Origin of the sequence: Rhodopirellula europaea 6C (genome assembly GCF_000338295.1) — a bacterium.
Taxonomy (GTDB): Bacteria; Planctomycetota; Planctomycetia; order Pirellulales; family Pirellulaceae; genus Rhodopirellula; species Rhodopirellula europaea.
Map to the genome: position 1 here is coordinate 113,213 of NZ_ANMO01000011.1, position 20,090 is coordinate 133,302.

Here is a 20,090-nt window from a genome sequence, read left to right on the forward strand (position 1 = left end):
GCCGGCCGAGCACGCTGGACCGCGTCGATTGGCATCGGGCGATCGCTCCGGTCTATACTGGAATTGGCCACGGCAAGATGGATTGAACGTGGTCTGCAGCCTGATGGTCACGAGCATGATGAGTTCAATGCTTTGGCCGTTCTTTTCTCAACAAAGGCGAATCGCGATGTCCGGCAACTTGAATCCCCCGATCGATCCATCTCCCGATGCGACCGCAACGATCGCTGCCAAAGACCACGGGATCCCCATTGGGCTGGCAACCCGCGAAATCACAGCGGCCCTGGTCTGGACCTTTGCCGCGGACGTGCTGATTTTTCGCCTCGCTACCTACCTCTCCGTGGCGATCTTCTTGGTTCTGACGCCTATTCTCTTCCGGTACGCGGCGACCAGCCGACCTCATAGTCGGTCGCTCGCGGTCTGTGGTATGTTGTCCGCTCTCGTTGCTTTGCGTTTGCTTTGGCAAGGCTCACCGCTTGCGATCGGTTCGGCGATCTTGTTGATCGTGGCGATGTCGATGGCCGCCAGCGGCGTCGTCCCTTTCGTGCTAGAAGGGTTTCTTTGGTTCGGACGCAGTTTGGGCGACGGAGCCAACCGCATTTCCCGCTACCGGATGACTCATCAAGCGATCGACCAAGTCCGCAACCACCACCGTCTGGCGTCGATCCTGCTGCCGGCCGCCGCGGTCTTGGCGTTTGGCGGGATTTTCGTGATGGCCAACCCCGATTTGGTTTCTTGGGTTGGGACCCACGTTCGCTCCGCTTGGAAGTTCACCTTCAACTGGCTGAGCAATTTCTCGGTTTGGGAAATCCCGTTCTGCGTCTTGGCGTTGACCATCGGTGTTGGATTGATTCGCCCCCTTCGTCCTTTCCTTCGATTCGGTAGCACCACCGAAGACGAATCGATTTCCACGACTGCGGAATCGGGACTGTACTCCGCCTATCGCAACACGCTGATTGCGGTGACCAGTCTTTTCGCCGCCTACCTCTGCTTCGAATTCTGGACGCTTTGGCGGCGAGATTTCCCCGAAGGGTTCTACTACGCGGGATACGCTCATCAAGGCGCAGCGTGGTTGACCATCGCTTTGGGCCTGGCGACCGTTTCGTTGTCGATCATTTTCGGACGCAGTCTCTTGGCCGACCCTCGCATGCCGCAAGTTCGACGATGGGCATGGATCTGGTCGGCAGAAAACCTGTTGCTCGCCTTGGCGGTTTACAACCGGTTGATGATTTACATCGGCTACAACGGAATGACTCAACTGCGGATGGTCGGGTTGTTCGGAATCACTGCCGTCGTGATCGGATTCGCTTTGGTTGTCTACAAGATCGCCAAGACCAAGAACTTTTGGTGGCTGCTCCGATCTCAGATGCTGGCTTTGACCATCGTCGTGATCGCCTACAGCGTCACGCCCGTCGACTATCTCGCCCATCGATACAACGTTTTGCGAGTCAATGCCGGGTACTCAGCACCATCAGTGATGCTGGCTGTCAAACCGATCAGCGACGAAGGTTTGCTGTCGACGTTCCATCTGCTCGAACACCCCGATCCGATTATTCGAGAAGGCGTTCAAGCTCGCCTGGCAATTCGCGAAGCAGAGCTGTCCGCAAAGTTGACGACTCAATGGAGTGAACAACAAGGAGCCACCCGAATGCTCGCGTCTCGATTGGCCGATCACCCGGAGCTCTCCACGCGATTCGCCAATCCCGCCGAACGCCGGTCCACCCTGCAACGTTTCAAAGACTACGCCATGCAGTGGTATTGAGGTTTGGAAACTGAATCATTCGTTCAAACCGAGCTTTGGTCGTGTTTTGGAAGGCTTTTGATGGTGCAAAGTTTCCGGCCAGCGACCATCGCCAGGTACAACCTGGCCTACGCTAGAGCAACGCCGTAGGCCATGTTCCACATGGCATCCGAGCCGATGCTTTGGAACAAAGCGAGGCGTGATCGCGACCGAACATCCCATCGGTGTGGTGAGTGATCCGGCCAGCAACCACCGCCAGGCTGGGCCTGGCCTACGTGTGTCTTCGTGGCGAACCTCACGGTTCGCCCCAATTGGTTTTGTTGGCTCGCCCAAACTCCGGATCCGTTCCGCCCCAATCCAATTCATACTGGCCTTCTTCCACAAATCGATGAAACCTCGAAAAAGGATAGTCGCCCACTCGACTGACCAACCCGTGCTTGCGAGGGTTCCAGTGAAGGTAGTCCACGCATCGTTCTAAATCTTGTTCGTCTCGAACGGTGTGTTCCCAAAACCGAGATTGCCAGATCCCTTTCCTGTTCTGGCGTCGCTCGCCATCCGTAACGGGCAAGTCCACTCCGCCACCATCTAGGTAACGCTGCGTGAAGCACTTCTTAATCACTTGCCACCGAGCCGAGTAGTCCGAATCCCCACGCGGCAGAATCCAGACGCAATGCAAATGATCGGGCAACAGGCAAATCGCAAACAGGTTGAACGGATGCGTCCGGATCTGCTCTTCCATGGCTTGTCTCAAACAATTCCTTGCGAGACCAGATCGAAACAAAGGACGACGTCGGTAGGTCACCAAAGTGAAGAAAAAGGTTCCGCCCGGAAGATGCTTGCGACGAAAGTTTGACATCCCAAATTCATAGCAGGTTTGCAGAGGCGATTCCATTTGCAAATTTGAACCACCCCGCCCGACACCAGTGGTCGTTCACGCCGTAGGCCATGTTCCACATGGCATCCACGCCGATGCTTTGGAACAAAGCGAGGCGTGATCGCGACGGAACATGCCAACGGCATGGTAAAAACCCCGGCCAGCGACCATCGCCAGGTACAACCTGGCCTACGCTTGAGCAACGCCGTAGGCCATGTTCCACATGGCATCCATGCCGATGCTTTGGAACAAAGCGAGGAGTGCTCGCGACCGAACATCCCATCGGTGTGGTGAACAGTCCGGCATACCACCATCGCCAGGTGGAACCTGGCCTACGGGAGAAGCAGGATTTAGAAGCCGCCGGGGCTGGTGAATTCGCGGTAGTCGTCGAATTCGCTGTGATGTTCCGCGGCGCGATTGCTGAATCGAGTGAAGTCGCCTTCCCAGGTCAGCTCGACATCGCCGACCGGACCGTTCCGTTGTTTGGCGATGATGATTTCGGCTTGTCCAGCGAACTGAGCCTTGTCTTCGCCGCGGTGATAATACTCCTCACGGTGAACAAACATCACAACGTCGGCATCCTGCTCGATAGCACCCGACTCACGAAGGTGAGACAGCTTCGGACGGTGATCCTTGCCATCTTCCGCTTGCCGGTTGAGCTGAGACAAACACAGCAGTGGGACTTCCAATTCCCGTGCCATCCCTTTCAAACGACGAGCGATCTTTGCAACCTGCTCCTGCCGAGGGTCACGTGAGTTGTCCGGTTCAATGAGCTGCAAATAGTCAATCACAATCAGCCCAAGACCGTCTTCTTTCCGCTTGATCCGACGAGCCGCTGCGGCGATTTCGCTGACCGTTCGACTGGGCGAATCATCCACGAAAAGCGGAGCTTGGCTGATGTCGTTGGCTTTGGAAACCAAGCGGTCGCGGTCGTCGGAACTGATCGTCCCGTTTCGCAAACGGTGACCGTTCACGCGAGCCAAACTACAAAGCATCCGGTCAGCCAATTCGATCGCCGACATTTCCAAACTGACGAACAAGACCGGTTCACGTTGAACGATCGCACAATGTTCGGCGATGTTCATGGCCAGTGCCGTTTTGCCCATCGAAGGACGAGCGGCCAAAATGATCAGCTCACCGTGGTGCAAACCGCCAGTCATTTGGTCAAAGTCCGTCAGACCGGTTTCCGCACCGCCTTCGACGTAATCATCACGCATCCGTGCTTCCATGCGATCCATCGCTTGGTGCAGCACGTCGCTGATCGCCCAAACCGAGTTACCCGACCGGCCTTCCATGATCGCGAAAACTTTTTGTTCCGCTTGGGCACACAGTTCCTTCGCGGTACCGGTTTGCTCGTAGGCGTCACGCAGGATCTCGGTGCCGGATTCGATCAAGCGACGGAACATCGCCTTTTCACGAACGATCTCGCCATAGAAAGCCGCGTGCGCCGCATTGGCAACGCTGCCACCAAGCTGAGCCAGATATGCAGCCCCGCCGACTTTTTCAAAGTCGCCCGCGGTACGCATCCGAGACACCAGCAACGTAATGTCGATCTTTTCCCCCGAGTCAAACATGTCTCGAAGGTGGCGATAGATGATCTGGTTGGCTTCGTCGTAGAAGTCATCCGCTTTCAACGACGCGATCTCGTCGCAGATATCGGGCATCAGCAAAACGGAACCGATCACGCCCATCTCAGCTTCGCGATCGAACGGTTGCTGCCGAGCAAGGATCTCGCTGGTCGAAGCTTCTTTCTTCTTCTTGCCGCGATGAGGTCCGTCGAATTTGTTGTCTGCGATCATCCGTGAAGCTGCCGTTGGGGTCGGATGGATGGTTCAAAGAAACGATTCCATTCAATCAGAATGGATGGCGATGAGAATGCAAGGCGTTGAGTCATCCGGCGACTCAGCCAACTCGCAAACGTGATTCCACGCGAGCGATGGCGTCTTGCGCCGACATGGCACCGTCGCCGGCGCCGATGGGTTTGCCGCTGGACAACCAAGTCTCCACTTTACTGATTGCGGAGATCGCGTTGGAGTGGCTGCGTCGACCAAAATGCTTGGCAATTTCCGTGAACGCACTGCCGGTGTGTTGTCGAGCCAAGTACATCGCGAGGGTGCGAGGTTCGCTGACCCGTCTTGTTTGAGCTTTGCCGCGAAGACCGTCGCCTTCAAGTCCGAATGTTTCGCAGACAGCTTTTTCAATGCTCCGCAGCGTCGGTGCCACCTGGGTACTTCGCAGCAAATCGCCCCCGTAGCGACGAATTTCGTCGATCGTGGGTTCGCGGCGGAACATTCGCTGGAGCATGCCGATCAGGTTCGCGATTCCGCCGGCCGCGCGAGCGTCGCCGCCAATCAATTCGCTGACTTCTTCCAGCAATGTGTTGTCACATCCCAGCACACAGCGGGTCGCCACCATCCGCTGCAACAACTTGAAACGTGTTTCTTGGTCGAGCGCCGCCAGGGGGCAAACCAGCCCCGATGCCATTCGCCCGGCCACTTCGCCGGTCAATCCGCGAATGTCGCTGGGCGGCAGGTTGGCGGAGAAAACCAGGGGCTTGCCCGCCGATGCCAAGGTTTCGACGGTGTACAAAGCTTCTCGCAAGGTCGCCGTTTTGGCGGCCAAGAAATGGACGTCATCAATCAACAACGCATCCACGTCACGATATCGACGCCGGAAGGCGGGCAATCCGGTCGAGCCCACCGACACGACAAAGTCATTGGTGAATTGTTCCGCGGTCAGCAAAACAACGCGACGCATTCGGCGGCGAGTGCGAAATTCGTTCGCAAGCGCGGCCAGCAAGTGAGACTTGCCCGTTCCAGTTGGACCGTGCAAGAAAAGCGGTGTGGCAACGGAGGGTGTCGCGACCGCCATCATCGCCGCGGAGAACGCGAACTCGTTGCAGGGACCGGTGATGAAACTGTCGAGCGTTCGGCCGCCGGTCGGTTGTGATTCGGGAAGCGGTGGAAGTTTGGACTTCGACGACCGAGGCGTTGAGACGGCGACTTCTTCGTCTTCCAACTCTTCGTCATCGAAGCGTTCCTCGGCTGGCAATTCCGACGCCGCGATTGGGTCGTGTTCAACGCGACCGCGCGAGCGACCTTTCCCACCGCTAGAGCCACCGGGTTTTTCGCTGCCCGTTGCGGTCGATTGAGCCAGAAGACTGGCGAGACTGTTTGCTGATCCGCGACGGCCAGTCGATGAGCGTCCACCGGATTGCCGGCCTGCTGTCGCACGAGCGCTGGTTTGACGTGCCGTTGATCGACGGCCACCGCTCTTCGTTGTCGCTTTCTTTTCAGCAGCAACCTTTGCGGCGCGAGTTCGTTTCTTTGGTGCGGGTTGTTCCGCTTCTTCCACGTCGATGCGATAGCGAGCTCGTTCACCGCAAGCGATCATTGCCGCGGCGCGCAGTTCGGTCGCAAAGCTGTTGCCCATCCGCTGTGCCGCGAATGGACCGCTGGTGCGGATGACCACCACCACGGTTGGCTTGCCATCATCGGGTGAATCGCCGACCTCCAAGTCGAAGCCAACCCCATGGGTGAACCACAACCGGTATCGGTCAGCGCCGATGCGTTGATGCAAAGCCTCGGCGAACCGCTCAATGGCTTCCTGCGTCTCGATGCTACCTTGCGTCGACGACATACCGGTTGCGCAGACCTCCCTCATGGATTTTGTTAACACGGGCGACGAATCGGGCGGCCAGCGTGGCTGCGATTCTTCGAAGCGATGAGTGTCGCCGAGTGATGTGCTCCCTCACGACGTTGGGGCAGATTCTAGGTTTGCTAGCAAACAAGTCAAATAGATTGAGTGAAGTTTTGGAGCGTGGAGGCCGACATGGCGAGAGGTCATCCGGCGGGGTCGGGAAATCCCGACTCGTTCGCGGTCCGAGATCATGACGGAGTCTCTTCAGTGTCGGCAAGGCGAGTTTGGTGACTCGTGGAAAATCTGTCGGTAACCTTTTCCACACAAAACCTTCTTCAAAATGTCATCCGCGTAAACGACTGCGTGTCAGTCACTTACGAACCACAAACCGTGTTGATAAGAATTTTGGTGCCGAAATCGCCGTTTCGGCACTCCCCGGGAAGACGCCTCGCCAGCATCCGATAAACTGGTTGTCATGACGAAAGACCTTCCCTTAATGACCGACCTTCCGCGAGCGGAATTGCCTGGCTCGGCATCGCCAAATCCGGAATCTTTGATCCTGGCTAGCGGCTCCCCGCGACGGGCACAACTGCTCTCCGCGGCCGGATACGAATTCTCGGTTCAACCGGCCGCCGACTCCGCCGAGTGTGGAATCTGTAGCCGAGAGACCGCCCCCGAAATGGTGGCACGTCTGGCGTACCGAAAAGCCGCCGATGTGGTCGCACGTATCGACGATGGTTTGGTGCTGGCCGCCGACACAGTTGCTTCTTGCGTGGGAAACATCCTGGGCAAACCCCACAACCGAGATCACGCCGAAGAAATGCTGCGTTTGCTCAGCGGACGCAATCACGATGTCTTTACCGGTATCTGTCTTTGGTCACGTCGGCACGAGAAGTTTGTTGTGGATGTCGTTCGAACCCGATTGCAGATGTCGGAACTGACGGAGGAGCAACTGAACGAACACCTGGACAGTTTGCGTTGGGAGGGCAAGGCCGGTGCTTTCGGATATCAAGACGGAAACGACTGGTTAAACGTCATTGGGAACGATAGTGAAAGCAACGTTGTCGGATTGTCGATGGAACGACTGGCGGAATTGTTGGAAAACTTTGAGCAAAATGCCGAAAAGATAACCACCCCGACGATCGATTCGATTGAATCATCCGATTCAAGCTGTTCCTAGGTCGGACGACCTCAGCGAGCAGAGGCGGCGAAGGACGGCGTCGACGAATTGAATGTCCCATTGCCCACCCGATATCCTCGTGCGAACGCCCCAGCGTTGCTGCTGTGCCAGAATTCGCCCTAGCCTGATGGATTTGTTTGATGATTGGATCACTCGTCCGTTCCAGCCTGACCGGTTGCATCGCTCTGCTCTCTTTGATGTCGCTGGCTTCTTCAGCCAACGCTCAAAACTGGGCGGAGAAAATGTTCACTGAGACCAACCACGATTTTCGAGTCGTCGGTCGCGGAACCAAGGCGGAATACAAATTCGAGTTTCGCAATCTTTACGAAGAGACTGTCCACGTCCAAGGCGTCCGAAGCAGTTGTGGTTGCACCACGCCGACCGTTTCCGACGACACCCTGGAAACGCACGAAACCAGTTCCATCGTTGCGACACTGAACACGAGTACCTTCATCGGTCAAAAGGCCGCGACGGTGACGGTCGTGTTTGACCAACCGTACTACGCCGAAGTTCAACTGAAAGTCAGCGGCTTCATTCGCACCGACGTCACGTTTGATCCACCCGAAGTCGATTTTGGTCAGTGCAAGAATGGCGAAGTCAAAGAGAAAGACATCACGATCACGCACCGCGGCAATTCGAGCTGGCGTTTGACCGACGTCCGCAGCCACTGCGACGACTTTGCGGTCAAGTTGGAACAACCAATCATTCAGCCGAACATGGTTCAGTACAAAATGCGTGTTCGCATGAAAGACACCATGGAAGAAGGCGAAATTCGCGAACGATTGACGTTGGTCAGCAACGACGCCAAATTCCCAACCATTGAAATGTCGATCGCGGGAATGATCCGTCCAACGATCAGCGTTTCTCCCGCCGCCGTCAGCCTGGGCACAACCGAGTCGGGCAAAACGGTCAGCAAACGGTTGTTGGTGCGTGGTGAAGAGGCATTTGAAATCAAAGAAGTACGATGCCCGGACGATCGCTTCCAGTTTGAAATTCCCGAAGGCAAAAAAAAGCTGCACTTCGTGGAAATGAAATTCACCGGTGGCGATGAACCTGCCCGCGTCGCTCAACGAATCGAAATCGTGACGGATCTGCCGGGCAACAAGACCGCTGAATGCGTCGCGACGGGTACGGTAAAGCAGCCCGCTCGCTGATCTCGCACCGACGGGATCGATTCTGTTGATTTGGGGCGAACGCCCTTCGCCCACATCGCTACCGCATGCCTTCTTCGCCTCCCAAGCTGACCGCCGACTCGCACGTTCATTTCTTGACCGGGCGATTGGCGGAAGCTGCCGTGAGCGAAGAGGCAAATCGCATCGCAAAGACGTTTGGTTGCGAGCACAGCGTCGGCGTGGTTCCGATCACCGTGGCAGCATTGATCACGCCCAAGTGGCTGTCGCGTCACTGGGAAATCCCCGATTGCGCCACCCACGTGATCCTGCCTGGATTTCTGGAGGACAACCTGGAAGCGGCCGGCGATTTGGCAGCTCCATTGCTCAGGCTGATCCAGCAGACTTCTGCTGAAGTGTTGTGTGGTCCGAAAGATTGCCGAGACCTGCATGCGTGGACGACCGGTCGTCAAGAAGCCGTCGACTTGTCGGCTCACTCGATCGAGATCATTGCTGAGATCAATCACGCCCCGCGATTGTCGATCGAAGAGGTCGTGCGAATCGCGAATCAATTGCGTGAACAGGGAGCAGATCGAATCGACGTGGGATGTGATCCTTCGCGTCGTTGCCAAACGATCGGAAACTACGTTTCGGCTCTCGTCGACTCCGGCCACACCGTCAGCATCGACACGTTTGATGGCGAAGAAGCTGGCGATGCAATTCGCGCGGGTGCCACGTTGGTGCTGTCCGTCAACTCATCCAACCGCGAGGCGGCGCGTCACTGGGGATGCGAAGTGGTCGCGATTCCCGATGTGCCAGACGATTTGTCCAGCCTCGATGAAACGATCGACTTTCTCTCACAACACAATGTTCCCTTTCGAGTCGATCCGATTCTTGAGCCCATCGGATCGGGCTTCACCAACAGCCTGCTCCGCTACGCTGAGGTTCGGCGGCGGTATCCCGACATTGAAATGATGATGGGAATCGGCAACCTGACTGAATTGACCGATGTCGATTCGGCGGGCGTTAATTTTTTGCTGCTCGGAATCTGCCAAGAGCTGTCCGTCCGAAGTGTCTTGACCACGCAAGTCATCAACTGGGCGAAATCGTCGGTCGCGGAATGCGAAATCGCTCGACGATTGGTCTACCACGCGGTTTCGCGAGGCGTGCCGCCCAAACGGCTGTCCGATCAACTCGTCACTCTTCGCGATCCGAAACTGCGACCACATTCGGACGCGGCACTCGCGGCGCTCGCCGACGGCGTTAAAGACAACAATTACCGTTTGATCGCTCAGAATGACACAATCCATTTGATCAGTGCCGGTTTGCACCTGGTCGGCAAAGACCCGTTTGAGTTGTTCGCTGAATTGATGCGGCAACCGCAATCGGACAACGTCGACGCATCGCACGCGTTTTATTTGGGTTATGAAATGGCGAAAGCCAACATCGCACTGACGCTGAGCAAACAATACGAACAAGACCAAGCGTTGCACTGGGGGCACCTCACGGTGGAGGAAGATTCGCACCGGATCGAGCGAACCAGTCGGCATGCACGCAGTCCGCAAAAACCAGACGATCCGTCCAATTCCTGACCTGGCCTCGGTCAATCGATTCCGCCGGCCGCCGCACCTGTGTTCGGTTTGACGTCGTCGTAAAGGATTCAATCGCTGCAGCACGCACGGTTGAACGGCGACCGGACACTCCAAACGTTTTAACATTTCGTCAAGACGGTCTTGTCCTTCGTAGCAATCGGGTAAAACCTAACCAGAGATGTCCTTCTTGGTTCTTTTGGTTCGGTTGCCCACGTGTCAGTTCTACGCACCACGTTGCTATGGATCTCCGCCTCGATTCTGGTCCTAATACCGTTGTGTTTGGCAGCGGATTTCGGCGGGATCTTGCACTGGAGTCAATACGTTGCGGCCACCGGTATCTTGGTCGCGATGCTGTTATCGCTGGTCGGTTTGACGGACACGACCGCGTCCAGCGGTCTGCGCCAACACAAGTTGCTGATCCCGCTGGGATTGTTGGTGCTGCTCGCATGGATCCAGACCATGCCGCTGCCGTCCAGCCTCGTTGGATTGCTCAGCCCTGGGTCCCAAGATGCCTATTCGACTTGGCTGGACGGTTTGGTGCCCGCGGAGGAACAACCTTCGATCCACGCGATGTCGGTGTCGCCGTTTGATACCCATCACGTCGCAATGTTATTGACGTTGTTGCTGCCACTTTCCTTCGCGGCATCGATCGTCTTCCACGCTCGCAACCGATTGACGATGTTGCTCAGCGCGATCGCAATCACGGGTGCGTCCGTTGCGATCATCGGCTTCTACCGCAAACTGGACCCGACGGCGGACATCTGGTTCTTTCAAACGAGGTCCAGCGGGTTCGCCGGATTCGTCAATCGCAACAACGCTGCGTTGATGTTGAATTTCGGTTTGGCCGCCAGCCTCGGGTTGTTGTCTTGGCGGATGATGGCTTTGCACAACATCGAATTGGATGATCCCGATTTCGAATTCAACGATCTTTTGGCACTGATCTCGGACCGAGAGTCACTGATCGGTTTGCTTTCATCAATTACCTGTGTTGCCGGTTTGCTTCTGAATGGTTCGCGAGGCGGTGTGGTCGCGGCGTTGTTTGGATTGGTTTTCGCTTTCGGATACGTTCGCCCAAGACGCGGGTTGATCGGTTTGCCTGTGTTGGCAGTTGTGATCGCAATCTCGGTCGCGATTTTGACAGTTCCGATGCAGCTCAATCTCGAATCCATCACTCGGCTCGAGATGATTTCCGCAAACGCGGACACTTTGCAAAAAGACGGCCGGTTGCTGCACTGGCAAGATGGATGGAATGCCGCGATGGCTTACCTCCCGATGGGATCCGGCATCAGCACCTACGGATATTCCTACTTGCCGTACCAATCGCAAAGTCCGGGACCATGGTTTGAACACGCCGACAACTTGTGGTTGGAAATGCTGGTCGAGACCGGATTGCCTGGCGTAGTGATTACGGTGCTGCTGTTTGTGATCTTGCTTCGGTCACTGCGGCGGTTGTCGACATCAGCTGACCCCGTTGATCAAGGCGTTCGGGTCGCGGCGTGGTATGCGATCGCCGCGGTTGCCGCGTCGCAATTCTTTGACTTCGGTTTGATCATGCCCGCCAACCTATTCGTTGCCGTGGTGCTGGCGACCGCTGTGGTTTCGCGACAGGTTGCTGGCGGTGGACTGCAAGCTCCAATGCCCGAGGAAGAAGACGATCCTTATCACGCGATGGCGATGGCGGATCCCGAATACGCCATGGCGATGGCTGCGGCGGAACGGGAAGAAGAAGCCGCTGCCGCAGACCTCGAACCAGAATCCACAACCGACAACACGAAGTCCGCTTCGGGCGGTGCGAAGATCAAATTGAAATCCACTTCCAAGTGGGGCCGCCTGACATCATCCGTCAGTGTCGGTGCCATCGCGGTTGGGATCATCTTGCTGTCCTTGCTAGCAATTCCTGGTTTGAAAAACGACGCCGAATCAGAATCGCTGGTCCGCCGCATCCAAAGCGAATACGCGGGAATGAAGTTTCAACCTGAGGTTTTGGAACAAGTCGAATCGTTGCTAGCCGAGAACCTGGACTATAACCCGTTCCCCGAGACCCGCACTTTGCTCGCTGCGACTCAGCGTGATCGCGGACGCTTGGCGGAGACGTTGGAATGGCGGCCGACCACGATTGAACAGGCAGGTGAGATTTACGCGAAAACGAATCTGAATGAGCGTGAACTGAATTACCCGCCGCCATTGGCTGCGATGACGCGAGATCCACTCAAGAGCATTCTGCATTACGAAGACGCTTGGAACACGTCCTTGGCTGGCGTGGTGACTTGCCCGCTCGGACAAGCCTCGCGAGCATCGTTGGTGCAATTGCAATCTGTTCTGGAACCCCAACCCGAAACAAACGTCGCGGTCAAACATCTTGCGAAGTTCTACTCGACCGAACCCATTCGTTTGATGCGATTGGGGCGACGCGCTTTCATGATCGGCGACTACGATTCAGCCGTATCGACGTTTCGAGATTCGCTGGCTTTGCGTCCTGGCCTGGCGTCTCAGTTGATGCCTCTGTTCCGAGTCAACCAAGACAAGCTTCCGCTCAGCAGAGTCATTCCGGAACAATCGCAAGCGATCGAATTAGCGGCGGCCGATGTGATGTTGTGGGATGAACCCGATCAACCGTTCCTTCAGTACGCTGCAAGTTCGATCGATTGCAGTCGCGCATCCAATTTGGCTGGTCGTGCTAAATGCCAAGCCCTTCTTTCACGGATTCACTTCACACTGGCTGACACCGAGAAAGCGACCAAGTCGGGCGAAGAAGCCATCCGCTTGATGCCCGATGAGCCGCGATACCGAGTTCAATTGATTGAGCAAATGCTGATCACCGGCAATCGGAAAGATGCCCTGCGACATTCACGAATGGGCCGCGAAGCATTTCCGAAAGACAAACGGTTCCAACAATTTGTTGATCGCATTGCAGAAGCCGATCGAAAGGAAATGCTCGAACCAAACCTCCCCAAGGACGACACGCTGCCCAGCGTCGAGTCAATTTTGAATTAGCAGCGGCCCTTGTTATCGAGGGCGGCCGTTTACAGAAAAAGCAGTCGGCAAAACCTGCATCGCAAATTCCGGGTCGTCTCAAGATGTGCCTTCGGCCAACCATTCCCAAAACCGTCTTCCCAGGCTTCGTTGATCGCGAAGAGCCATTTGTCCGGTCTCGCCAGCTCGCACGCGATCGCTGACAACGGGCGAAAGAGGGACAATCGCTTGAAAGCGTGGTGTCAACAATTCGTAGGGATCCGCTGACTGCGACTGTTCCTTTGCAGGAGATACCGGCAGCGGTCCATCCGCGATCGCCGCGAGAGCGGGATGCGGAATTTGGCGACTAGCACGAGGTTGCAATTTCTTGGGATGGACCTCGATCAATTCTCCGCCACGGAAAAGCACTTGCATGGGTTCGTCTTTTTGCAGTGCCGAACGATAGGCGTCCAAGTCGGAATCACCGACCGAGACCAAGAGTTCCATTCGCTGACGAACGCCGATATGGACAAGTTCTTCTCCAGCACGCACATAGGCCCCGCGAAGGTCTTCTAAATCCGTTGTCAAAATCTCTCCGTCGCGTTGAGCAACCACCCGAAGCGAATCCACTTGCGCGTTCAACTCTTCCAAACTGCGGCGTAAACTCTCGGACTTCTGTTTGGCAGCTTCTGCCAAGCCAAGTTCGCCCAACCCTTCATGGCGTTGCCACTTGATCTCCTCCGCCTCCAATTCCAACTGAGTCGCATCGCGTTCAGCGACCAATTCATGATCACTCAACTGAAGGATCACTTGTCCAGCCATCACTGGATCACCGGAACGCATGATGATCTGGTCGACAAAACCATTGACCGGCGAGCGGAGAATCTGATCGTCCGCGAACCGCACAACGACGGGCACCGGACGGCTGAGAGGTGACGGCAACGTCACCAAAAACTGGGCAAGAAAGCAAAACGTCACGCAGGTCCAGATTGCACGGCGACGGTGCGACCACTTTGAAAACGATTCCGCCTCCCCCTCGTAGTTCCAAACCTTGCCCGCGAATTTCATCGTTGGAAGCATGACCCACAATAGGATCGCAGCCACTGCCATCAGCAATCCAACCGGCCCCGCCCACATGGATACGACGACAATCAATCCGCCCATCCAGACAATTTGGAAGACGATGGATGCGGCGGCGTGACAAGCAGCGAATCCACGCCGCCAACCCGATAGCTTGCAACTGTCACCTCGCATCGCAAACAACTTGAACTGCAACCAACCACCGAACAGTTTGCGACCTTGTTCTCGCAAGTTGGGAATGTCCGTCCAGTCGGAGAGAACGTAGTAGCCGTCCAAACGCAACAACGGGTTGGCATTGACCAGCAACGTCGCAGGACCGGCGATGAAGAAGATTTGTGCTGCCAAGTGTGCCGCGAAGTCGGATGGGTGCCAGCACCAAATCCAATATGCAACCGATGCGATCAACAATTCCCAGTACACACCCGCCATCGCGATCGAAGCGCGAGATTGGCGGTTGGGAAGACGCCAAGCGTTGGTCACGTCCACGTAGGCAAGTGGTGCCATCAGAAAGAACATCACGCCGGCTTTACCAACCTGGACTCCATGCCAACGAGCCGCGACGGCGTGGCCCATCTCGTGAATCAATTTCATCACGGCCCAGATGGCCAGCATTCCGATCCAAAGCTCAGAATCAAAGATCCGCATCAACTCCGCGGTTAGTTGGCTACGTTGGAACAAAGCGAAAGTCATCGTGATTGCAATGAACGATCCCGCAACCACAACACCGTGAGCCGTGAACAGTGGTCGCGAGAGTGGAAGCAGCGCGTTCGCGGGTCCATTGGCATTGACCAGCGGAAACCGCAAGCTGATCAACCACGAACACGCCTTGATCAACGGACCAATGCAAACGGAAAACAACCGATTTAGAACCGCGAAAAGACCGGGTCGCTTGGCCCGCGCTGGCTGTTTAACTGCAGCCTCAACTGAGTCCTCCGTCGACACCTCATCAGTATTCAGCAAGTCGGCCTTGGTCGCGGAATCAGTTACGACTTCAGCTGGCATTGCAGGCGGCGTCGCGGTCGGAACGGCTTCTGCGATTGCGATTTTCTGAGCCACTAACACCGCGATAAAATCAGCGACGTCTTCTGGCGACCAATCCAAGCCATCCCGTTGTGCTTGGTGAACAATCTCAGTTGTCGAGCGATGACCGTCCAGGAGCGTAGCGACATAGTGTTCCGATGTTCCCAATTGGAAATGTTGCCCCGTTCCACCATGCGCGGCACGGATGACAGTGACTCCGGCCACTTCGCATACGGTGAATTCAAGCTCCGGATCCAGACGCACCTTGGGTGCTTGCAACGGTGGCCCACTCAGGCCATTCAGTTCAGTGAGAACGCTCTCATCGATCGGGCTCTGGTTTGTGACAGCTTCGTTTGGATTCACCATCCGATCATCCACCCCATTCGTCTCACGGGAGTTCGGATCCACTTCCAAATCCACGGGTAAGTGGGCCCCATCACGATGGCCTCGCCACGCATTCCCACTCGTAGTGCCGCGTTTTCGTTGGGCAGTTCCGCGATCGCGACGAAGACATTGGCATCATCACGAATGGTGGCGGCAGGCCAAACCGACTGCACACTGCTCTCAAACGCTTCCCCGTCCAAAGCGGGAAACCACAATTCGACAGGAGCGTTCATTTCCACGAATCCAATTTCAGACTCGGGCAACTCCAATTCAATCTCAACGTTTCCTTCGGGAGCGACTTCCATCAACGTTTGCCCGATTTCTAACGGTGTCCCGAGGGATCGAGTCAGGTCACCTTGGATGATGATCCCATCGATCGGCGACACGACATCAAGTTTGCTCAGTTTGTCTTGCAACAATTCCGCTTTCCGAAGCAACGTCTTCCGGCGCAACCCAGCCAACTGAGCCGAAGCAATTTGATTGCTTGCCAGTGCAATGTCCTCGTCCTTTTGGGCTTCATCGATTTCTGCCAGCAGAGATTCCAACTCGATCCGCAACGGCCGACCGTCCAACTGCAACAGCGTTTGCCCGGCTGTGACACGATCGCCGGGACGAACCAACGTCGTCAGCAGCGTCGCATCGATTGGCGATGCGATCAGGCGTCCGTTCATCGGGGCGACCGTCGCGATCGCATGAGTGCGATACGACATGGGAATGCATGTCAAAATCAAAGTCACCAAGAAAGCGATTCCGATCAGCCCTCGCCGTGACCACCACTTGCTCAGCTTGTTCGCCAGACGTCCCCAATGATCCTTTGCCGGGCGACTCAAGAAAATCGCAGCGAACAATCCCATCACGTCGGGAGTCAGCATTCTTTGAAACGTTCGGGCGTCAAAGTCATCTGACTCGGGCGGCCGAATCCACAGCTGACAACGCGGCGTCGTTGAACCGCTGGATGCGTTCTCGCTTGGTTGGGACGCGTTCTCGACATCCGGAACTAGATCAATCACCAGAGTTCCGTTGTCCCATCGCGACGTGCTTTCGGTCGGCGGCGGACTGTCTTCTGCGGTCGATGCCAACCACTGTGCGTCATAGCGCTGACGAATGGAGTTGTCTGCTCCCAACCAACCCAGCCGTCCATCGTGCAACCGATGCATCGTCCGACCGCCCCAACCCAATCGAATGGTGTGTTCTGGCAGCACGGTGCACAACCGCTGGACCAACAATTCCGCGGCCGACACACGGTCCTTGGTGGACGCCATCTCGGTCAACCAAGTGTGCCACATCGATTGAAAATGCTTTGACTGGGGAACATCCGACAACTCAGCAGATTGCATCGGTCGCGCAGACGCATCATTCGACGCGGCCACTTGTTGGGGATTGTTCTTGTCTCGGAATGTGGTCGATGTGGCAGCACTTACCATCGATTGATTCCTGACTGTTGTAGTTTGGAAACCGACTCGGATCCTTCGTCAGTCAGGTTCGGTGCAACGACTCGCATGGTGCAGCGGTCACCTGGCCGAAGTTCGCCCGTTGGATTGTCGATCCGTACCCGAATTTCAATTGTGCCGCTTTCGCTATTGATTGATGGACCGACCGTATCGATCTTTCCATCGACAGTCTTGCGAGCGGCGCGGAAATAGACCTGTGTATCCATGCCCGGCTTCATCTGTAACGCCCGATCGGCCATCACATTGAAAACAGCGTGAAGAATGTCCGTCCGCACCAAGCGAACGATCTCCGGTGAAGAAGGTGTGATTGTGGCTCCCAAACTGGCTCGTTTTTCCGCGATGACTCCATCGAACGGAGCTCGAATCGTTCGTCGCTTCCATTGCAATTCGAGTCGGTTGGCTTCCGCCGATCGAAGCGTTCGTTGTTCGGTCGCGGTCAACAACCGCGCCGCGGCAATCTTCAATTCCAGTTCAGCTCGACGAAGTTCATCGGAACCCGCCATCTCGTCTCGCAACAAACGGCGAAGGTGTTCGACCCGAATCGTTTGCATATCCAACGACGCTTGCGCCGCGTTGACTTCACCCAACATGGCGGCTTGCGTTTGAGCGATCTCCATCGACGCCTTTTCAATTTCGTCGTCCAATCGAGCAATGACATCGTTGGCCTTGACCCGCTGGCCGACTTTCACTGGCAATTCGATGATTCGCCCGAGATCTTCACTTCCAAGGCAGACGTCTTCGATGGCTTGCGAGAAACCTTCGTAGGCAGAATCACCATACAATGCGATGCCGCGCTGCGTCGCAGTCGTACCTTGCGCGAGTGCGAAATCCGCCGTTAGATGAAACGCGATGAAGACGCTCAAACCGACAATCGTCCATGATGTTTGCTTTGTCATTTTCCTATTCCATCCGTTCCAATGTGGACGCTGCGTCGCCGGAAGATGAATCTTCGAATTCAATCAGCCCAACCTCTCCAATCAACGATTCACCGACCACCTGCTGGCTCCACTGGGTGACTTGCGTCGGAGCGTGCATGTGATTGATCTCAACTGGGTCAATTCGTGACAGGTCAATCTGGCTAGTGTTTCCGGGGCGATATGGCTGGACGCCCTCGGTCATCAACAACGTCCCCATCGCCTTTTGCAACTCGATCAAAGAGATGATCGACGAGACTTGTGCGGTGACGAATAGCTGTTCGCTTTCGGTACGACGCTTCTGAGTTTCCAGTAAATCTTCCAACACAAGCGCTGTCGGTCCACCATCACCGGCGAGCAATTCCCAACGCCGCATTGCGATTTCTTCTTCGCGAATTGCGGCTTGCAGTGTGATCGCCTTGCTTTCACGCAACCGAAAGTTTGCGTCCGCCTGTATCAACGCGGTTTCAATTTCGCGTCGCGCAACCAACAAACTCTGACGCAACTCCTCACTTCGTTGTTGGTATCGATACCTTGCTTCGCGAACACGACTGCGTGCGGCGCGGCGACCATACGGCAAGCTGTACTGCAAGGTCGCCGTCAGGCCGGGACCTTCAGTGAATTGGTCACCAAACGCTTGTAAGAATCGATTGTCTCCGCGAAGCCCGGACAAATACGCATCAAAAACCGCGTCCAATTGTGGTTTCAGTTCATTACGAGTCACGTTGATGCCCAACCCCGCAGACGCCAGTTCTTGCGTCGCGGCTTGGATGTCGGGTCGATACTCCAACCCGCGCACGATGGCGTCCTTCAGCTCGATGTCTTCCTTGGGAATATCGGGATTGGCCAAAGGGATCAATTCAACCGATTGTTTCATCGCCGCAATTTCCGGACTACCAACGAGTGTTCTTAGTCGAACCTGAAGTCGTTGCAACTCCGCTTCGATTTCGATTTGGCGATCACGGTCGTTTGCCAATCGACGCTGGACCTTGATGCGTTGAAGCGGTCCAGAGTCCAGATCTGCACGTCCATCAACGATGCGAGCGATTTGTTCGCCTCGTTCGATCAGGCTTCGCTGTTGGACCAAGTGGCAACGGCGTTCGTACAATCGCCAAAACGCTTGGAAGGTGTCGACAAGATGAGATTCAATTTCCGAACGCATCTCTTGCCAAGCAATCCGGCTTTCAATGGATGCCTGCGTGACGAGCCGCGTGTTGTAGACCTCGCCGCTGGTTGCCAACAACGGTTGTGTGATGCTAAGGCTGACTCTTGAGTTGCCTTGGGGATTTGGTTCGAAGAAAAGACTATTGCTATCCAGAGTTCCCAATTCTTGCGTCAAGTCGACGACCGCACCACGTCGCGTCAGTTTACGAAAGCCACCGCTGGCGATCACCGAGTTTTGGATCAATCGATCGGGGCCACCCGTTGTCAATGTGCTGCCGACCGGATCATTGACACGGCCGTAGCCACCTTCCAACAACAACGTCGGGTCGAAAACAGCGTTTTGCTGCACAATCTTTTCGTACGCAATCGAAGTCCGCCGTGAAACTGATGAGATCCGAGGACTGGTCTCGAGCGTGTCCGTCAGGACGGTTGGCAAATCAAATGACACTTGCTCGGGCGTCTGCAACAGCCCCGAGAAGGCAATGGATTCCCACCAGGGAGCGACGGTGTCAACCGCCGTGGTGACTTCCGTCGGTTCCGGCGGCAACGCCAACGTGTCGGTGGTCGAAGACGAAGGCGGCTTTGATTCGGTTGCCAACGGTGTCTCTGGTTGCAACGAATCCCGGCGATTGGCCTCCGCCATGTTGCGTGCAGCGTTCTCGAGAAACTGTTGAAACGACGTTTCTTCCGCTCTGAGGATTGGTGATTGCATACCGAGTAAGACCAAACCACCAGTTGCTAGCATCCAAGCAGCGACCGTCGACCGCCGGAAAGGCCAGATTGCCTTCGGCGACGATCGTCGTTTTTCGCATGTCGACGAGGAGACCTGCGGGGGCCTCCTCCATCGGATGCTGCGGTGATGCTGATACGTGGGCTTCATTCCTACCTAGACCAGATTTGCAAACGCAAACAATCACCTTCGGCTGTCGCCCGCTCCTTCATCCGAAGGTCTGCAAGCGTGCCCTCTCAACCGCTGGTGATCACGAATCGTGA

Annotated in this window: 13 protein-coding genes; 6 read left to right on the top strand and 7 right to left on the bottom strand. The window is 56.0% G+C overall.

Going from position 1 to position 20,090, the window contains the following annotated elements; all coding sequences use genetic code 11:
- Window positions 1–115: 115 nt before the first annotated feature.
- The gene (locus RE6C_RS01025) at window positions 116–1,759 is read left to right on the top strand and encodes a DUF4153 domain-containing protein (RefSeq protein WP_236617846.1); all 1,644 of its coding nucleotides are present in this window, start codon (window positions 116–118) and stop codon (window positions 1,757–1,759) included.
- Window positions 1,760–2,033: 274 nt separating this feature from the next.
- Here RE6C_RS01025 and RE6C_RS01030 read toward each other — a convergent pair whose 3' ends face one another.
- The gene (locus RE6C_RS01030; protein ID WP_236617847.1) at window positions 2,034–2,594 is read right to left on the bottom strand and encodes an REP-associated tyrosine transposase; all 561 of its coding nucleotides are present in this window, start codon (window positions 2,592–2,594) and stop codon (window positions 2,034–2,036) included.
- Window positions 2,595–2,729: 135 nt separating this feature from the next.
- On the opposite strand from RE6C_RS01030, the gene RE6C_RS33375 reads away from it, so the two are divergent.
- The gene (locus tag RE6C_RS33375; protein ID WP_390175909.1) at window positions 2,730–2,906 is read left to right on the top strand and encodes a hypothetical protein; all 177 of its coding nucleotides are present in this window, start codon (window positions 2,730–2,732) and stop codon (window positions 2,904–2,906) included.
- Between the two features lie 56 nt (window positions 2,907–2,962).
- Here RE6C_RS33375 and dnaB read toward each other — a convergent pair whose 3' ends face one another.
- Both dnaB and RE6C_RS01040 read right to left on the bottom strand, forming a co-directional pair.
- Window positions 2,963–4,411 carry a replicative DNA helicase gene (dnaB, locus tag RE6C_RS01035; RefSeq protein ID WP_008653015.1) on the bottom strand — a complete coding sequence of 483 codons (1,449 nt, stop codon included), beginning with the start codon at window positions 4,409–4,411 and terminating at the stop codon, window positions 2,963–2,965.
- A gap of 103 nt (window positions 4,412–4,514) precedes the next feature.
- Window positions 4,515–6,251, bottom strand: coding sequence for a DnaA/Hda family protein (locus tag RE6C_RS01040; RefSeq protein ID WP_008653016.1), 1,737 nt, complete (start codon window positions 6,249–6,251; stop codon window positions 4,515–4,517).
- Between the two features lie 496 nt (window positions 6,252–6,747).
- On the opposite strand from RE6C_RS01040, the gene RE6C_RS01045 reads away from it, so the two are divergent.
- From RE6C_RS01045 to RE6C_RS01060, 4 genes are all read left to right on the top strand, one after another.
- A complete protein-coding gene (locus RE6C_RS01045; RefSeq protein WP_008653017.1) occupies window positions 6,748–7,431 on the top strand; it encodes a nucleoside triphosphate pyrophosphatase in 684 nt (227 codons plus the stop codon).
- 242 nt (window positions 7,432–7,673) lie between these two features.
- Window positions 7,674–8,585, top strand: a complete 912-nt coding sequence (locus RE6C_RS01050) for a DUF1573 domain-containing protein (protein ID WP_039960886.1) — start codon at window positions 7,674–7,676, stop codon at window positions 8,583–8,585.
- Between the two features lie 65 nt (window positions 8,586–8,650).
- Entirely contained in the window at window positions 8,651–10,132 is a 1,482-nt protein-coding gene (locus RE6C_RS01055; RefSeq protein WP_008653019.1) for a DUF4346 domain-containing protein, read from the top strand.
- A gap of 273 nt (window positions 10,133–10,405) precedes the next feature.
- A complete protein-coding gene (locus tag RE6C_RS01060) occupies window positions 10,406–13,126 on the top strand; it encodes an O-antigen ligase family protein (RefSeq protein WP_008653020.1) in 2,721 nt (906 codons plus the stop codon).
- Window positions 13,127–13,204: 78 nt separating this feature from the next.
- Here RE6C_RS01060 and RE6C_RS01065 read toward each other — a convergent pair whose 3' ends face one another.
- Genes RE6C_RS01065 through RE6C_RS01080 form a run of 4 tightly spaced genes read right to left on the bottom strand, consistent with a single transcriptional unit; the run spans window position 13,205 to window position 19,809 of the window.
- Complete coding sequence (locus RE6C_RS01065) at window positions 13,205–15,550, bottom strand: site-2 protease family protein (protein WP_008653021.1); 2,346 nt, start codon at window positions 15,548–15,550, stop codon at window positions 13,205–13,207.
- Window positions 15,544–16,992 carry an efflux RND transporter periplasmic adaptor subunit gene (locus RE6C_RS01070; RefSeq protein ID WP_039960857.1) on the bottom strand — a complete coding sequence of 483 codons (1,449 nt, stop codon included), beginning with the start codon at window positions 16,990–16,992 and terminating at the stop codon, window positions 15,544–15,546. The genes RE6C_RS01065 and RE6C_RS01070 overlap by 7 nt, the downstream gene beginning before the upstream one ends.
- Entirely contained in the window at window positions 16,986–17,915 is a 930-nt protein-coding gene (locus RE6C_RS01075) for an efflux RND transporter periplasmic adaptor subunit (protein ID WP_008653023.1), read from the bottom strand. Before RE6C_RS01075 ends, RE6C_RS01070 begins: the two co-directional genes overlap by 7 nt.
- Window positions 17,916–17,919: 4 nt before the next feature.
- A complete protein-coding gene (locus tag RE6C_RS01080; protein WP_008653024.1) occupies window positions 17,920–19,809 on the bottom strand; it encodes a TolC family protein in 1,890 nt (629 codons plus the stop codon).
- Between the last annotated feature and the right edge of the window lie 281 nt (window positions 19,810–20,090).

What these genes read in the sequence shown, in the direction of transcription:
- RE6C_RS01055 (WP_008653019.1), top strand. Translation starts at nt 8,651, where the DNA reads ATGCCTTCTTCGCCTCCCAAGCTGACCGCCGACTCGCACGTTCATTTC.
- RE6C_RS01065 (WP_008653021.1), bottom strand. Translation starts at nt 15,550, where the DNA reads ATGGTGAATCCAAACGAAGCTGTCACAAACCAGAGCCCGATCGATGAG.
- RE6C_RS01045 (WP_008653017.1), top strand. Translation starts at nt 6,748, where the DNA reads ATGACCGACCTTCCGCGAGCGGAATTGCCTGGCTCGGCATCGCCAAAT.
- RE6C_RS01080 (WP_008653024.1), bottom strand. Translation starts at nt 19,809, where the DNA reads ATGCAATCACCAATCCTCAGAGCGGAAGAAACGTCGTTTCAACAGTTT.
- dnaB (WP_008653015.1), bottom strand. Translation starts at nt 4,411, where the DNA reads ATGATCGCAGACAACAAATTCGACGGACCTCATCGCGGCAAGAAGAAG.
- RE6C_RS01030 (WP_236617847.1), bottom strand. Translation starts at nt 2,594, where the DNA reads ATGTCAAACTTTCGTCGCAAGCATCTTCCGGGCGGAACCTTTTTCTTC.
- RE6C_RS01040 (WP_008653016.1), bottom strand. Translation starts at nt 6,251, where the DNA reads ATGTCGTCGACGCAAGGTAGCATCGAGACGCAGGAAGCCATTGAGCGG.
- RE6C_RS01075 (WP_008653023.1), bottom strand. Translation starts at nt 17,915, where the DNA reads ATGACAAAGCAAACATCATGGACGATTGTCGGTTTGAGCGTCTTCATC.
- RE6C_RS01025 (WP_236617846.1), top strand. Translation starts at nt 116, where the DNA reads ATGATGAGTTCAATGCTTTGGCCGTTCTTTTCTCAACAAAGGCGAATC.
- RE6C_RS01070 (WP_039960857.1), bottom strand. Translation starts at nt 16,992, where the DNA reads ATGGTAAGTGCTGCCACATCGACCACATTCCGAGACAAGAACAATCCC.
- RE6C_RS01050 (WP_039960886.1), top strand. Translation starts at nt 7,674, where the DNA reads ATGTTCACTGAGACCAACCACGATTTTCGAGTCGTCGGTCGCGGAACC.